This is a genomic window from Staphylococcus sp. HMSC62D11, assembly GCF_001839145.1.
GTDB classification, from domain to species: Bacteria; Bacillota; Bacilli; order Staphylococcales; family Staphylococcaceae; genus Staphylococcus; species Staphylococcus lugdunensis.
The window spans coordinates 319,115-334,329 of sequence record NZ_KV840185.1 but is presented as its reverse complement, the minus strand read 5'-3'; the positions used below and the strand labels follow the sequence as shown (position 1 = coordinate 334,329).

At 34.2% G+C, this 15,215-nt stretch carries 15 protein-coding genes; 6 read left to right on the top strand and 9 right to left on the bottom strand.

Translation table 11 applies throughout. The annotated features are described in order from the left end of the window. Nucleotides 1-150 precede the first annotated feature (150 nt). Complete coding sequence (locus tag HMPREF3267_RS06070) at nt 151-918, bottom strand: ABC transporter permease (RefSeq protein ID WP_062078259.1); 768 nt, start codon at nt 916-918, stop codon at nt 151-153. A gap of 1 nt (nt 919) precedes the next feature. Next, complete coding sequence (locus HMPREF3267_RS06065) at nt 920-1,615, bottom strand: ABC transporter ATP-binding protein (protein ID WP_002479058.1); 696 nt, start codon at nt 1,613-1,615, stop codon at nt 920-922. Between the two features lie 278 nt (nt 1,616-1,893). Here HMPREF3267_RS06065 and HMPREF3267_RS06060 point away from each other — a divergent pair, with 278 nt between their 5' ends. Further along, on the top strand, nt 1,894-2,415 hold the full coding sequence (locus HMPREF3267_RS06060; RefSeq protein ID WP_002460777.1) for an immunodominant staphylococcal antigen IsaB family protein: 522 nt from the start codon (nt 1,894-1,896) through the stop codon (nt 2,413-2,415). Nucleotides 2,416-2,612: 197 nt separating this feature from the next. On the opposite strand, the gene HMPREF3267_RS06055 is transcribed toward HMPREF3267_RS06060, so the two are convergent. Then, nucleotides 2,613-3,056, bottom strand: coding sequence for a MarR family winged helix-turn-helix transcriptional regulator (locus tag HMPREF3267_RS06055; RefSeq protein ID WP_002492441.1), 444 nt, complete (start codon nt 3,054-3,056; stop codon nt 2,613-2,615). Between the two features lie 164 nt (nt 3,057-3,220). Between HMPREF3267_RS06055 and HMPREF3267_RS06050 the strand changes: the two genes are divergently transcribed. Continuing rightward, a complete protein-coding gene (locus HMPREF3267_RS06050; RefSeq protein ID WP_002460779.1) occupies nt 3,221-4,861 on the top strand; it encodes an alpha-keto acid decarboxylase family protein in 1,641 nt (546 codons plus the stop codon). 189 nt (nt 4,862-5,050) lie between these two features. Here HMPREF3267_RS06050 and HMPREF3267_RS06045 read toward each other — a convergent pair whose 3' ends face one another. Genes HMPREF3267_RS06045 through HMPREF3267_RS06020 form a run of 6 tightly spaced genes read right to left on the bottom strand, consistent with a single transcriptional unit; the run spans nt 5,051 to nt 10,360 of the window. Beyond that, entirely contained in the window at nt 5,051-5,674 is a 624-nt protein-coding gene (locus tag HMPREF3267_RS06045) for an ABC transporter ATP-binding protein (RefSeq protein ID WP_062078263.1), read from the bottom strand. Beyond that, nucleotides 5,661-6,377 (bottom strand): ATP-binding cassette domain-containing protein, encoded by a 717-nt coding sequence (locus HMPREF3267_RS06040; RefSeq protein WP_002479059.1) that lies wholly within the window; start codon nt 6,375-6,377, stop codon nt 5,661-5,663. Before HMPREF3267_RS06040 ends, HMPREF3267_RS06045 begins: the two co-directional genes overlap by 14 nt. Nucleotides 6,378-6,400: 23 nt before the next feature. Further along, nucleotides 6,401-7,171, bottom strand: coding sequence for an ABC transporter permease (locus HMPREF3267_RS06035; protein WP_062078265.1), 771 nt, complete (start codon nt 7,169-7,171; stop codon nt 6,401-6,403). Beyond that, nucleotides 7,168-8,118 carry an ABC transporter permease gene (locus HMPREF3267_RS06030; RefSeq protein WP_002479061.1) on the bottom strand — a complete coding sequence of 317 codons (951 nt, stop codon included), beginning with the start codon at nt 8,116-8,118 and terminating at the stop codon, nt 7,168-7,170. The genes HMPREF3267_RS06035 and HMPREF3267_RS06030 overlap by 4 nt, the downstream gene beginning before the upstream one ends. Further along, nucleotides 8,118-9,671, bottom strand: a complete 1,554-nt coding sequence (locus HMPREF3267_RS06025) for an ABC transporter substrate-binding protein (RefSeq protein WP_002479062.1) — start codon at nt 9,669-9,671, stop codon at nt 8,118-8,120. Before HMPREF3267_RS06025 ends, HMPREF3267_RS06030 begins: the two co-directional genes overlap by 1 nt. A gap of 5 nt (nt 9,672-9,676) precedes the next feature. Then, nucleotides 9,677-10,360 (bottom strand): class I SAM-dependent methyltransferase, encoded by a 684-nt coding sequence (locus HMPREF3267_RS06020; protein ID WP_062078267.1) that lies wholly within the window; start codon nt 10,358-10,360, stop codon nt 9,677-9,679. Nucleotides 10,361-10,735: 375 nt separating this feature from the next. Between HMPREF3267_RS06020 and HMPREF3267_RS06015 the strand changes: the two genes are divergently transcribed. The 4 genes from HMPREF3267_RS06015 to HMPREF3267_RS06000 all read left to right on the top strand — a co-directional run bounded on the left by HMPREF3267_RS06015 (nt 10,736) and on the right by HMPREF3267_RS06000 (nt 15,207). After that, complete coding sequence (locus tag HMPREF3267_RS06015) at nt 10,736-11,332, top strand: DUF5067 domain-containing protein (protein WP_002460789.1); 597 nt, start codon at nt 10,736-10,738, stop codon at nt 11,330-11,332. A 24-nt stretch (nt 11,333-11,356) separates the two neighbouring features. Next, the gene (locus HMPREF3267_RS06010; RefSeq protein WP_002460790.1) at nt 11,357-12,853 is read left to right on the top strand and encodes a DUF6583 family protein; all 1,497 of its coding nucleotides are present in this window, start codon (nt 11,357-11,359) and stop codon (nt 12,851-12,853) included. Between the two features lie 270 nt (nt 12,854-13,123). Beyond that, nucleotides 13,124-14,290 (top strand): ABC transporter permease, encoded by a 1,167-nt coding sequence (locus tag HMPREF3267_RS06005; RefSeq protein WP_062078269.1) that lies wholly within the window; start codon nt 13,124-13,126, stop codon nt 14,288-14,290. Beyond that, on the top strand, nt 14,287-15,207 hold the full coding sequence (locus tag HMPREF3267_RS06000) for an ABC transporter permease (protein WP_070823829.1): 921 nt from the start codon (nt 14,287-14,289) through the stop codon (nt 15,205-15,207). Before HMPREF3267_RS06005 ends, HMPREF3267_RS06000 begins: the two co-directional genes overlap by 4 nt. The last annotated feature ends 8 nt before the right edge of the window (nt 15,208-15,215 follow it).

The following is a 15,215-nucleotide window of genomic DNA, read 5'->3' as shown; positions in this document are numbered from 1 at the left end:
AATAGTATGTTTAGTTTGGTATATGCGTATATCCCAATAATAGATGGACTTGTTTTTAATAATTAATAAAAATTTTAACACTAAATAAAGCTATCGCTTGTGACACACTCCTCACAAACGATAGCTTTGACTTTTATCTATATATCGAAGTTACACATTTTTCTTTTTAAAAACAACAACTAATAATACTAAGAAAATAACGATATAAACAATATTACCAATAAACAATTCATGTAATTCTAAGTGACTCATTTCCTTAAAATCATTATCTACAATTTGTTGAGGTAACATAATCATATTTAGCGGATTCCATTTAAACCATTCCCATTTGCCATTAAAATATGTTAATAATGCTGCGACAAATGACATTACAAAATAAAAAAAGATGCCTATAGTAATCGAAAGTGTCGGACCTTTCATCGCACATGAAATCAGTAAAGTCAAACTTAGCACAAGCCACATGGTTACAAAATCAGCTACTGCTAAAAGTAACATTTCATTTAACAGTGGTGGCTGACTACCGTGTGGAGCCAATAAATCAATATCATTAAAGCTAATAGCATATAGGAGTAACGTTACAGCAATGACCCCAATAAAGCAGATAAGTGAATATATTACTAATGTAATAACCTTACTAATAACAATGCTCGTACGTGAATAATTACGGTACAATACATTTTTAATTGTTTCATAATGAAATTCCATTGAAATAATCGTACTTGCTTGTACAATCATTAAAATGACCACCCAATAAAATCCTGAAAAACCACCTTGAATAAGGCCTTCGCTAGACATGATATCACTATTTTGGGAAATGAAAAGTAATGTAAACATTATTGCTATAATAACGATTGGCCAAATCCACGTCGATTTCTTTTTACTTAATTTGAAACATTCTTGTTTAATTAAAGAACCCATATTATGCGTCGCCCTCCTTATCAATAATGTCTAAGAGCACCGTTTCAAAATTTTCAGCATCATGTTGCTCAATTTCTTCCCGCGTTGTTTCTTTAACGATTTTACCTTCATCAATAATTAAAATAGCATCTGTTATCTTTACTAATTCGCTTAGCATATGACTGGAAATTAAGAACGTAATACCTTGCTGTGCTTTATCTAAAATAAGATTACGCACATCTCTAACTGCTCTAGGATCTAAACCATTCATAGGTTCATCCAATATAATCAGCTTTGGGTCATTTAAAAAAGCAATTGCGATACCAAGCTTTTGTTTCATACCTAGTGAATATGTTTTAGCCTTATTATGTATATAGTCTTTCATTTTCAATTTAGTGACAATATCATCAATATCTGAATTATCCTTCGATTCATTTAACAATTTTAAATTATCGTATCCAGACATAAATGGGTAGACTCCAGGGCTTTCAATTAAAGCACCTATACTACTTCTTTTACTGCCACTATCAACAACTTTATAGTGTCCTTTTTGGTAATTGGAATATCCAAGTATAACTTTCATTAATGACGTTTTACCTGCGCCGTTCGCACCAACAAGGCCTACAATTTCACCTTTTTCCAAGTTAAAAGAAACATCTTGGAGAATCGTTTTCGAATTTATTTTCTTCGATATGTTATCTACTGTTAAAACGCTCACTCTGTCATCCCCTCCATTGAATAATAAGTAACACTTTAAGCCAATTCTCATATCATCATTAGCTACATCTAAATAAAAAGTGATACAGTATGACCATAACATAAAATATGTATTAAATTGATAATTGATTGTATATTTAAGGTTAATTTAAGAAAAATTATTTAAACTAAATACAACTATGTCATTTTACATTTTTTGTAATCGTTTGCAATTTTTGTAACTATTTTGTAATATGAAGGTGTAATAACTGCTATATCAAATTTAAGGAGTGAACGAACATGAATAAAATGACAAAGTTAGTATTATCTAGTACCCTTGTTTTCGGTTCTGTCCTCGGCGTAAATGCGATTAGTACGAATGCTCAACATGTATCCCATGCAGCAATAACTCCATATTATACTTATCATGGATATGCAGGTTATAACCCTAGTTTCTTGTTAACTCATGAGTTCAAAAATGGTATAAAATATAAAAATATTACCTTTAACGGCAAAAAAATTGTACCAACAAAAGGAACTAAAACTGTAAAGCTTTATGATCAAACCTTTTCTGGAGTTACTAAATCAGGTAAAAGTGCTTCAACCGTCTCATTTGATGTAACAGGTAAACTCACAACAGCACAACTCAAAAATGCTTACGGTAAAGCTTTAAAAAAGGTCGGTCCACCGAAACCTAGTAAAAAAGTAAAAGCAGTCTATGATTATCGACCATCTCTGGAGACACCACGTGTCTTATTTACCGTAAACCATAACAACAGAGTTACACATGTCGATATTACTTATGGTAGCATTGGTTATTAACCATCACCTCAATATATGTTTTATAATCAATAACTACTGACAAATGACGCGCGCTTACCCTCTTTGAGAATAAGCGCGCGTTCAATTTTTTATTGTTAGTGACCGTGCACAGTACGCGCACACAACCCGAAGTCTGACTTAATATTTTGTTAACCGTATATTATACGTATACTAAACCATTTCTGCTGTGTGCTTTTTTATTCATCTTTAAGGTGTTTTACATTTTTAAATCCTTGTCGATAGGAAGCCAATTCTTCCATAATCGCATACCAATCCGTACCAACTTTTTTTATTGTCTGCTGTATTAACTCATCTTGTGCTTTGTTTAAAGTGGCAATCAAGGCTTCACCTTCTTCAGTTGTATAAAGTTGTTTCACACGCCGGTCGTGTTTAGAAGGTTGTTCAAAAATTAATTGTTTATCTTTTAACTTTTTCAGTGTCGCATGTGAACCTTGCTTAGAAATTTCTAATGTCTGCAATAATTCTTTTATGGTAATACCGGGCAATTTATTAATAAAGAAAAGAAATCTATGGTGTTGCCGACTCATACCATATTGTTCGATAATTTCATTTGCAGTTAATGTGAAGGTTTTGTAGGCAAAATAAAATAACATGTGTTCATAATCATTTTTGTTCATCATTTTTACGTCACTTTCTATAAAGTAGAATAACGTCATTATAGTAAACTTTTGGTCTCACGTCATTAAAGTTCGAAATATTTTCGATAGGTCAATTATGTTGACCTATCAATAAAAAAGTATTATCATTCAAAGTGTAGAAAAAAGAGATAAAGGTGGAATGAATTATGAAACAACGTGTAGGACAATATTTAATGGACGCAATTTATCAAGCTGGTGCAGATAGAGTATTTGGTGTTCCAGGTGACTTTAATCTGGCATTTTTAGATGACATTGTTGCTCATGAACATTTGCAATGGGTTGGCAATACAAATGAACTCAATGCGAGTTATGCTGCAGATGGTTATGCCCGCCTCAAAGGTGTAAGCGCTTTAGTAACTACTTTTGGTGTTGGTGAACTTAGTGCTGTTAATGGCATTGCCGGTTCTTATGCGGAGCGTGTGCCTGTCATTGCCATTACAGGTGCGCCAACACGTGCCGTAGAACAAGCAAAAAAATATGTCCACCATTCATTAGGTGAAGGTACTTTTGATGATTATCAAAAAATGTTTTCACATATTACAACTGCACAAGGTTACATTACACCAGAGAACGCGACAACTGAAATACCAAGATTAATTAATGCTTCCCTTCAAGAGCGTCGACCTGTTCACATCCATTTACCAATTGATGTAGCTATGACAGAAATTGAAGTTACAGAACCATTTAAACTTCAAAATCCAAAACAACATGATGTTTCAGAATACATTAAACTCATTCAACAAAAATTACAATCCGCTTCAAACCCTGTCATTATTGCAGGCCATGAAATCAATAGTTTCCATCTTCATGATGCGCTTGAACAACTCGTGAATCAGACCAACATTCCTGTCGCTCAATTATCTTTAGGTAAAGGCGCTTTTAATGAAGAAAACCCTCATTACCTTGGTATTTTTGACGGTAAATTTGCTGAAGATAATGTACGTGACTATGTAAATAACAGTGATGCGATATTAAATATAGGTGCTAAACTTACGGATTCAGCAACAGGCGGTTTCTCTTACGACTTTGACATTGAAGATGTCGTCATGATTAATCATCACAATTTCAAACTAGGAGATACTCAAAATAACGAGGTCTCATTGCCTGATATGTTACATGGGCTATTAGAGATGGATTACCATAACAAAGGTACGTATTCATCATATGTAAGACCTAAAGCACATTCTTACACATTATCAGATGAGCCACTTACACAAGAAACATACTTTAATATGATTCAAGACTTCTTACAGCCTGATGATGTTTTACTTGCAGAGCAAGGCACATCTTTCTTTGGTGCTTACGACTTAGCATTATATAAAAATGTTGACTTTATCGGCCAACCGCTTTGGGGTTCTATTGGTTATACTTTGCCCGCTACAATAGGTAGTCAAATGGCTGATACAACGCGTAGAAATATCTTACTTATTGGTGATGGTTCTCTACAATTAACGGTTCAAGGTTTATCAACGATGATTCGTAACCAGTTAAAACCAATCATTTTTGTAATCAACAATGATGGTTATACTGTAGAACGTCTTATTCATGGCATGAAAGCACCTTATAATGATATCCATATGTGGGACTACAAAGCCTTACCAGCAGTGTTTGGTGGCGATAATGTAGCCATACATGATGTACACACTTCAAATGATTTAAAACGAACATTTGATGAGATAAATGCAGAAAGTGATGTCATGCATTATGTCGAAGTTACAATGGCAGCTGAGGATGCGCCTGAAAAACTTGCGAACATTGCAGAAGCTTTCGCCTCACAAAATAAATAAGCTAAATATAAAACAGTTTGAGCCATAATTATGTTTTAGGCTATAAACGATATATATTGGTAGTAGTTGACTGGATTGAAAATAAGCCTTATCCCAAGCTTTTTCAATCCAGTCAACCTTGCCGGGGCGGGACTATGAATTCATAGTCCCGCCCCCTTTTTCACGTGAAACAGTGAATAACTTTATTTATTATGTTAAAGAGAGATGCTGTGCTTCAAATTGTTGAATCACATAAGGGTCATGAGAAATAATCAGCAATTGTATATCCGTAAGTGATTGCAACATTTGTAAAATTAAGTCTTCATTAACAACATCTAAATTCGTTGTCGCTTCATCTAAAATCAATAGTTTAGGTTGAATGATTAACGCTTTGGCAATCCATACGCGCTGAAATTGACCACCACTCAATATGGATACACGCTGTTGTAGCAATTGTGAAGATAATTGACATTGCGATAAAACGTTATCAACACGTGAAGCATGTAACGTCTTTGGTATACCAAACCGTTTTAACGGCTCGGTTAATACCGCTTCAACGGTTTGTCGTGGATCCATACTTGTACGCTGATATTGTGGCACATATTGAATATCACGCATCCATTGTTTCGTTTTGTAATCATGCATTAACCTTCCATCTAATCTTAAAGAACCGGTATATTGTTTATCTAATCCTGCAATTATATGTGCTAATGTCGATTTCCCACATCCGCTTGGTCCACTGATAATAAGATTCCCTTGTGCTAAATCAAAAGAAATATCTTCCAATATTATGCGCCCTTGTATCGTTTTATTAATATGATCAACCTGTAGCATAAGCTTCCCTCCGCTCTGCTGTACGAATCAGTGTTTGTGTATAGTGTCGCTCAGGATGATGCATCACCTGTTGCGCCTGCCCACTTTCAATAATTTGACCATGTTGCATAATACTGACATGCGTAGCGTAATCTTTTACTAAGCTCAAGTCATGTGTCACAAAAATAACCGTCATCTTTCTTTCTGAAATAATATGCATTAACTGCTGCATAAACTTAGTACGATTTTGCACATCCAAGGCACTTGTCGGCTCATCTAAAATCAAACATTGTGGATTACGAATTAATGACAGTATAAATGCCACGCGTTGAGCCATACCGCCACTTAGTTCGAACGGATAGTATTGTAAAAGTTGTTCAGGTTGTTCTAAACCTAAACGTGTCATCATTGTTTTTACCTCTTGATATTGTTCTGCTCGTGATAGTGTTGATTTTTTTGCATCATATAACATTGCAATATGCTGCTTGATTGTAATATTTTGAAACAAATTACTATTAGCATCTTGAAACATGGCATCGGCATGTAGTAAATCAATGTCCACATTACCTTGATATGTCAACTGATCATCAGTCATGTGTAAAATACTGCGAACCAATAGCGATTTACCACTACCACTTTCACCAACAATACAATGAAAACTGTACCGTTCTACCTCAAGCGATAACGATGAAATCAAGGTTTTATCTTTATGATAGATACTCAATGACTTAACTTGTATTATTCGATCTACTTGATGATTTTGTTGTTGATGATTTGAAATAATAAGGCATAACCTCCTAACAAAATACCAGGGAAGAAGAATAACCATGGTGCAATCGTTAAATAACTTTTACCGTCAAATAAAATAGTGCCAAGTTCGGGAATAGGCGGTTTAACACCTAAACCTAAAAAAGCTAATCCTGAAATACTCAGCATTATTTTTCCAAAATCTGCCGTTACTAACGCCATAATTTTACTTAATAAGTGTGGTAACATATGCGCATACAGCGTTTGAACGTTAGAATTACCACTTAAAACTGCGTATTGAATAAATGGTTCTTTTTGAATATCACGTGTAAGATTACGAAAATAACGTAAATAGCGCCCTAGCCAGCCTATAACTAATGCACATAATAACCCAATCATTGAATCACTAACTAGCCCTAAAATAACGAGCGCAATAATGAATGAGGGTATTGCTAATAATAAGTCAGCTACGAACATACATAGTTTGTCTAACCAACGTCCCATTAGGCCTGCCATCATGCCAAAAATCAAACCTATACTGACACTTAAAACCACTACGACGACAGTTAAACCTAAAGTAACACCACTTCCTATAATCATACGTGTAAACATATCTCTGCCTAGCTGATCGGTTCCCAATAAATGTTGCAAAGAAGGCGGCGCTAAGTGTTCACTAGGTTTACTATTCCACCCAATAACAGCAATATACAGTGCTCCTATGAGACTGACACCTATGATCCTCCATTGCCAATTAACATGTGAATATTTCATCGTGCACCTCTCACTTTTGATTTATTAGCACGCAATCGCTGAATTCGAGGATCACTTTTTAATATCAATATATCTCCCAAATAATTAAGCAACATAATGACGACAATAATCAACATAATAATGCCTTGAATAAGTGGATAATCTCGTTGATTAATTGCTGTAATTAGCAGTTTTCCTAATCCCGACATACTAAAGATCACTTCTAAGATTACAGCTCTACTAAACAAATGAATAATACTATTGACGACAATCGTCATCAATGGCGCGAAGATAACTTTAAATTGGCAATAAATACGTGCCTTCCAAGTTGCTTGTCGTAACTTTATTAATTGGTAGGTATCATCCTGTCTAGTCTGCGCAATAAGATGCGCTGTCATCAATAAGAGATGACTTCCTTCTACTATAATCATGATGCCAACAGGCAATAGGTAATTTTGCCAAGATGCACTACCTACAAAAGGAAGTAACTGCCATTTGACACCCATATAATAAATAGCGACAATGGCTATCCAATATTCTGGCATCGATGTTATCACCTGGGAAATATAGCGTAAGCTTTGTGCTATACGAGCATGTGGCAGCATACCAACGCAGTAGCCTAATCCTACCCCTAAAGGTAACATGAGTACTGTAGCCCAACTCATTAATATCCATGTAGGTTTAAGTGCATTAGCAATGAGATTCATAACAGGTTCTTGCGTACTAAAGCTATACCCCAAGTCCCCAATTAATGCATGACCTAACCAATCCAAATAGCGCAACAAAATATGGCGTCCTAACCCCAAATGATGTTGTGCCATATCAATTTGTTGTTGTGTCATTTGAGTATAGCCATGGCGTTGTAAATATAAAATGGCTGGGTTACCTGCCGTTTGTTCTACTAAAATAAAAATGATAAGCGAACTTACAATAAGATAGCCAAATAATTTATATGTACGCTGCCACATTATTGATTAACTTCCAGCTTTTTATAGTCTACAGGTGCATCCGTTAGACCTGAAAATTTAAAGGACTTTATTTTGTCACTTGTTACGAATGTTTCGTTTGGATACGCGATAGGCACACCATAATATTGTTGATTAAAGTGCTTAAAGATATGATTAAAAGCCTTTTTTTGTGATTGCTTATCTATTTCTTTAGGAAATGCTTCTAACTGTTGCGTTAAGACTTTATCATTAGCTAAAACGCCTGGTTTATCGCCATTATTTTTAAACACTGAGTTCATGAAGTTATATGGCATTAATGCATCCGAATACGTGCGATAGAAAATCAAATCATAATCTTTCTTTGTCCATAAAGTATCGTAATACGATTGGGCATCTAAGTGCTTAATATTTACTTTAACTCCAACCGCTTTAAGATTGGCTTGAACTTGTTCAGCTTTATCTTTCCAATTCGGAAATTCTGCAGTTTGAATCACTAGATTAAATGTTAATACTTGACCATCTTTTTCATACATGCCTTGCTTGTTGCGATGATAGCCTGCCTGTTCAAATGCGTGTTGTGCCGCTTTTTTATCAAAACGATGTTGCTGTTGATTTTGCGCCGTTACATATTGTACATCTCGTTGAAATAGGCCTTTTAATGGTTGAGATGATAGCGCTTTTGTCTGAATACTTTCACTAATAGCTTGTCTTAAATCTTTATGTTGCAATTGTTTATTTTCTGGATTAAAAGCTATAAAATGGCTGACTGTACTAGGATTTTCTGATACCGATAACTTTTGGGTAGATTTTGCTTGTTTAATTTGTGCATCAGTCAACATACCCAAGGCACCGCCAGTAATATCAACTGCCCCACTTTGAATAGCGGATTGACGAGCATCACCATCTTCAATTGTTTGGAAGACTAAATCATAATTTAGTGGTTTATTGCCTTTAAAATACGGATTAGGTTTTAACGTTGTTTTTTCTTTGCCAGCGTCGCCTATTTTAAACGCACCCGTACCAATCGCTTCTTTAAATTGACCTGTTACCTTGCCGTCTTTTACCGCGTGTGGACTCATAATTCGTAATGGCCTTACTTGTGTCAATTCATTCAACACTTGGTTGGATGGTGTCTTGAGGTTGATTTCAACTGTATGTTTATTTTTAACGACGACACTTTTTAATTGTTTGAGTGTTTCAACTGTCGTCTCTTTATTCATTGCTTTGGCACGTTCAATTGAGAATTTTACCGCTTGCGCATCAAAATCACTACCATCAGAGAATTTAACGCCTTTTTTCAAATGGAAACGATAAGTTTTACCCCCATCTTCAACCTCCCATTTTTGTGCTAATCCAGGTTTAAATGTTTTCTTTTTATCATACTGCACAAGGGCATCATACACAGCACTATAAACTGGCATTGCAGCATCATAGCCTTGTGCATCCAGCTTCGCAGCTTTTGCTTCAGTTGGCAATGACAACGTGACTTGTTTATGATTGTGCTGTGATTGCGAACAACCAGATGTTAATATTAATGCCCCAGTTACTAAAGCACATAATTGTCGTTTCATCATAATGACTATCCTTCTTTCACTGTTGCTTTAATCACGTAAGATTCTTGGAAAAGTGTACGCAAATAGTCACTCGGCGATAAATAAAAATCACTATAATGGGTTAAATCTATTTCGTCTGGCACCATTTCCCTCTTTACGCTAACTTGAAAGCCTTCCTGAACAAAACTGTCCACAATATGTTTGAGCGAATGATTTTGCGAAGGCGTTGCGCCATATGTATTAATGACTTGTGCCATATAATCACAACTTGGATTATCGGTTAAATCTGCAAACGTAGCATAGTAAACACCTTGAGGCTTTAATACGCGTTTTAACTCTTTTGCGTGTTGGGGAATATCATCGATAAGATACAATACAGACGTACTAATCGCTGTATCAAACTGTAGGCCAGTATCACTTGGCATATCGGTTAAGACATACGATAATGGTAAATCTCCTTTTAGCAATTCTGCTTTCTGCAAAGATTTTCGAGCTAAGTCAATACCTACACCTTGCTTGAATGGAACCTTTTGATATAGTTGTCGTAAAAAGCCACCTTGATTACACCCAAAATCCAAAATCGTTTTTCCAATAATATCTTCTTTAGCGATGACATCAATTGTTCTATCCCAAGAATCATGATGATCACGTGCCATCGTGTCATCATCTTCTTGTCCTTTATGCCACCACTGTTCATAACTGTTTTTCATATTCTTCTCCTTAATATTTCTTAATCGTAATTATTACGTTTTGTATTGTACTACAGTTTTCAATGAATAACAATGTCAAAATGGACTGACTAAATACAATTTATGTTGTCTGAATTTAATTAACATTTGTTCAAATGATGGGCAAGGCCTTTCTTAAATTATTAAAAATTATTTTAGATATATAAATGATACTAGAGTTAAATTGAATAGTCATTTATATAAATTAAGATTTTCTTTGTATACGAAATTTAATAAAAGTGTTACCTTTTAAAAACATCAATGGTATACTATTTTCGAAAACACATAAATAATACTACTTTAATACGATTTATTGTTTTCAGTCTTACATCATTCTATATAAGTTGGGGAGGATATATGAAGAGATTATTCAGTTTATTGCTCATTTCATCATTAGTACTTACAGCATGTGGATCAAAATCGCATTCAGAATCAAATAGTTCTGAGAAAAAATCATCTGAAAGCAAGTCGGCTACTGACAAATCAGAATCAGTTGATTCTTGTTTAGAAAAAGCCAAAAACAAACCTACAGCTAAATTCAAAGATAATAAATTTACATCAAATAAATTTGATATTGAAATTAAGGAAACAAAGGTTGTTAAGCCAGATAAATATGCAGATAGTAAAAATCCTAATTTAGCCATTGTCTATAAGGTCAAAAATAAATCTAGCGAAAAAATTACGGCTAGTACGGCTTTTATTGAAGCATTTGACGTCTATAATGACACGAAAAACGTTCAAAAACGTTTAGAGACCGGTTTTGCTGAAGACTCAGACTTGTACAAAAAGTATGGCGAGGATATGCGCAATAACATTAACAAAGATGGTGAAGTAACAGGTGTGAGATTCTTTGAAATTAAAGATGACAAAAAACCTATTACGATTGAAGCCAAAAATCCTGATGGTTATACTACCAAGGAAATAGGCAAAAAAATCATTAAATTAGAACATTAATATAAGCTATTTAGGAGGCGCACAATGTCAAAAAAACTTAAAATTATTATTTCAGCAGTAGTGATATTGCTTATCGTTGCAGGTATTGGATTTGGTGCATATAAAATTTTTTCAAACACACCAAAAAATACATACTTACTGAGCGAACAAAAAACAGCAAAAAAATTCCAAAATTATTTTAATGACCGTTTTGATAATGAAGTTAAATTCCAAGAAAAGATGAAGGATAATTCTTATTTATCAAACATGTCTTTGAGTGCAGATGCTTCTAAAGAACTCATTGAAAGTATGGGATTGCCTAAATCAGTCATTGATGCAACAAAAATTACAGCTTCTATTGGTCATGACGATAAAAATACTAAATCATTAATCAAAGTAAATCCTACAATTGCAGATAAAGAAGTGGGTAATTTCCAATGGGCTGCAGATAAGAATTTTCAATACTTTACAGCACCATTATTTAAAGGTGACTACAAAGTTAAAAATTCTGAGTTAGTGAAACAATATGCAGAAATATCTGGAGAAGATGAAGAGCAGCTTAAATCATCAGGAGTGACGAATCAAAGTTTAAATCTAAATACACTTTTAGGTTCGACACAAACACAACAAAAAGATTTGGATACAATTATTAAACGCTATACAGATATTGTCTTCGATCATTTAAAAGATGATAACTTTAAAAAAGAAGGCAAAGAAGAAGTTAAAGTCGACGGTGAGACAGAAAAAGCAAACAAAGTCACATTAAAATTAGACCGTGCTGATACTAAAAAACTTACTTTAGCCATCCTTAAAAAAGCTAAAGATGATAAAGAACTACAATCACTTGTGAAAAATCAAATGTCTAAAGATGAATACAAAAAACAAATTGAAGATGCACTCAAAAAAGCCGAAGATGCAAAAGAAAAAGAATTTATTGAATTCACATCCACAATTTACGAAAAACATCATGAAATCTTAAAACGTGACATTACATTAACAGATAAAGACAACAAAAAAGTAAAAATCGTTGGTAACAATAGCATCACTGATGACAAACTTGCGTTAGATTATAAATTCACTACTGACGATGGTTCATTCTCATTAAAAGGTAAATCTACTGGTAAAGACGATAACTATAAAGATAAATACGATGCTACATTCGATAACAACTACAATAAATCTACATTGACATTTGAAAACAAAGAAAAACAAGACGGTACAAAACGTCATGATAAAGGTACAATCACATTTGACAATGCTGGAACTAAACAAGACTTTACTTTTGACAACAGCTTAGATACAGATGTGAAAAATAACCAACAAAAACAAAAATTAACAGTTGGTATCAAACTTCAAGACGAGCCAATTAACTTTATTTTAAACAGTGATACGAAGTTAAAAGCAGACATCAGCTTTGATACGGATAAAGCCAAAGATATTGGTGAACTTTCATCTAAAGAACTTGACAAATTAGATAAAGAAATAAGCAAAAATGGCGAAAAACTATTAGAATCTATCATTAAAAAAGTAACTGATGATTAAACGTTTACGACCTACGCGTTAACTGTGATGAGCTGAAAAGCAAAGATGGTAGCGGGACAGAATTTATTATGAATTCGTAGTCCCGCCCTGGCAAGGTTGACTAGGATTGAAAAAAGCTTGGTATAAGCGATGTTTTCAATCCAGTTAACTACTGCCAATTTAGAGTCTAGAGCCTAGTCCAAGACTCACATCTACTGCAATAATAAATCCCTACACAATCATATCGCAGTGCATGCTCACACGATGATTAAATATGGAAGGAGTGGTCAAATGAAGTCAATACAATTGTTTCATATCTACCACTCTTTTTTATTAAAGAAGTGGTATTTATTTGTCTATTTAATATTGATTGTCCTATCACTAGTCTTGGCTTTGACGGCAGTTCAATATGCCAATCAAGAAGATAAAGGTTTCCGTCTTGGCATTGTGGATAAGGATCATTCAAAAGAAACACAGCTTATTTTAGGTTCCGTGGGTAAAGGGAGTAATTTTGGGAAACATGTTACCTTAAAACAATACAGTGAGAAAACAGCTAAACAACGTCTATACAAACATGAATTAGATGGCTATTTTGTTTTTGACAAAGGTATGACACATGCCTTTTATCATCAAGGACAATTACCTATCACAGTATATACATACGACCAACAGTCTACAAAGAGTGTCGTTATTAGCCAATTAACCCATTCAGTTTATGATCGCTTAATGTTATCTATGGGAGGTATTTTAAGCTACACACACTTAACTGAGAAGCCATCATCTCAAGACATGGTTATGCTAATGACTGATTTACTATTTACCGGATTGAATCGTGTTAATGCTTTTAATTACGAACCAGTAAAGGTTTATGATACAGGCAGTTACTATGTCGTTACTGGATACTTACTATCCATTTTTATACTTTGTCTATCGTTATTTTCTGTGCTCAAAATGAATCAAGAAACGGCATTGAAAGAACGATTGCAACTCTTTCACTTCTCATTTGAAAAGTTAACATTTGTTCGTGGTGCGATTGCATGGTTCTATTCAATGATTTGGGCAATCCTTGGCTTTCTATGGATTAACCATACATTAGACGGGTCTTTTGAAAGTTATAATTGGCCAACCGTAGCAATTCAGCTCACTTATTTCGTGACTTTCTTAGTCATGCTGCTCATCTTAATTGAGCTTATTAGTAAAAACTGGATGAATTTACTTTTAAAATGCGTATTAACGCTTATCTTTATCGTATTCTCAGGCATAACGGTGCCAACAATCTTTTTCCAACATAGCTTTAACAGTATATTGGCAACACAACCGTTTAGTTTAGTAACAAATCAAATGTTGGAAATCACATTAAATAACTTTATTTTAGATACACATCCAGCCTTTTATATCAGCTTTATTGCTGTGGCATTGGCACTCTGTGTGGTCGCTGTTTGGAGGTATCGTCGATGAAACCTTACATTCAACTTGTCATTCGAAAACAATGGCTACAATATGTTCTTCTGCTCATCATTATTGGTGCAGCACTAAGCTTATTATATGCCGGACAAAAAATGGCTAGTCAAAACTTTAAGATACCTATTGCTATTCAAGATATGAGTCATAGTAATGACTCAAAACAACTGATCAAGCACATTTCGGATACACGATTTGTTTCGGTTAAATCCATATCTGCAGACGATATTTATATTGATGATGCAGTTAAGAAAAAGGAAGCTATGATCAGCTTACAAATTCCAAAAGATTTTGATAAGCGCTTAGCCGAAAACCGTTTGAAGTCATCGATTCAACTCTATGGACGAGATGATTTTATTGGTAATATTGCATTAGAAATCGTTAGTCGTTCATTATATGAACAACAAATACCGCACATCATTCAAGAACACTTAGATAAAAATCATCACCACCAAAGTATAGACAAAATTAAAGAAGCCTATAAGAATCATACACCAACATCAAAATTCAAAAATGTTGCGATTCATTCATCAGCGAATCACTCGCTTTCGATTAGTTTAATATTTGCATGGGTACTCATGATCAGTGCAATTCAAATTGTACTTCATCAAAGATTAAAACAAAATGCGCCACTTGGGCGATTATTCCAATTTAATCACAGTCGACTCAAACTTTATGGCACTTATATCGTGACACATACATGTTTGCTTTTATTCGTAATGATGATGATTCAGTGGTTGATGCACCAGCCATTAAGTTTATTCTTTTATGCTAAATCATTCGCTGTTATTTTTATCTATGAATGGGGTATCGCAAGCTTATTATTTAAGGTTAATACACTCAGCCATAGATTATTTATGGCTATTGTCTGGTCAATCGTGATAGCTATTCTATTTATTAGCATTCAAATGTAAAGGAGTGA

Excerpts from the sequence above, each read along its gene's own strand:
- HMPREF3267_RS06020 (WP_062078267.1), bottom strand. The coding sequence starts at position 10,360 with ATGAAAAACAGTTATGAACAGTGGTGGCATAAAGGACAAGAAGATGAT.
- HMPREF3267_RS06030 (WP_002479061.1), bottom strand. The coding sequence starts at position 8,118 with ATGTGGCAGCGTACATATAAATTATTTGGCTATCTTATTGTAAGTTCG.
- HMPREF3267_RS06055 (WP_002492441.1), bottom strand. The coding sequence starts at position 3,056 with ATGATGAACAAAAATGATTATGAACACATGTTATTTTATTTTGCCTAC.
- HMPREF3267_RS06060 (WP_002460777.1), top strand. The coding sequence starts at position 1,894 with ATGAATAAAATGACAAAGTTAGTATTATCTAGTACCCTTGTTTTCGGT.
- HMPREF3267_RS06005 (WP_062078269.1), top strand. The coding sequence starts at position 13,124 with ATGAAGTCAATACAATTGTTTCATATCTACCACTCTTTTTTATTAAAG.
- HMPREF3267_RS06025 (WP_002479062.1), bottom strand. The coding sequence starts at position 9,671 with ATGATGAAACGACAATTATGTGCTTTAGTAACTGGGGCATTAATATTA.
- HMPREF3267_RS06000 (WP_070823829.1), top strand. The coding sequence starts at position 14,287 with ATGAAACCTTACATTCAACTTGTCATTCGAAAACAATGGCTACAATAT.
- HMPREF3267_RS06050 (WP_002460779.1), top strand. The coding sequence starts at position 3,221 with ATGAAACAACGTGTAGGACAATATTTAATGGACGCAATTTATCAAGCT.
- HMPREF3267_RS06045 (WP_062078263.1), bottom strand. The coding sequence starts at position 5,674 with ATGCTACAGGTTGATCATATTAATAAAACGATACAAGGGCGCATAATA.
- HMPREF3267_RS06010 (WP_002460790.1), top strand. The coding sequence starts at position 11,357 with ATGTCAAAAAAACTTAAAATTATTATTTCAGCAGTAGTGATATTGCTT.
- HMPREF3267_RS06070 (WP_062078259.1), bottom strand. The coding sequence starts at position 918 with ATGGGTTCTTTAATTAAACAAGAATGTTTCAAATTAAGTAAAAAGAAA.
- HMPREF3267_RS06015 (WP_002460789.1), top strand. The coding sequence starts at position 10,736 with ATGAAGAGATTATTCAGTTTATTGCTCATTTCATCATTAGTACTTACA.
- HMPREF3267_RS06035 (WP_062078265.1), bottom strand. The coding sequence starts at position 7,171 with ATGAAATATTCACATGTTAATTGGCAATGGAGGATCATAGGTGTCAGT.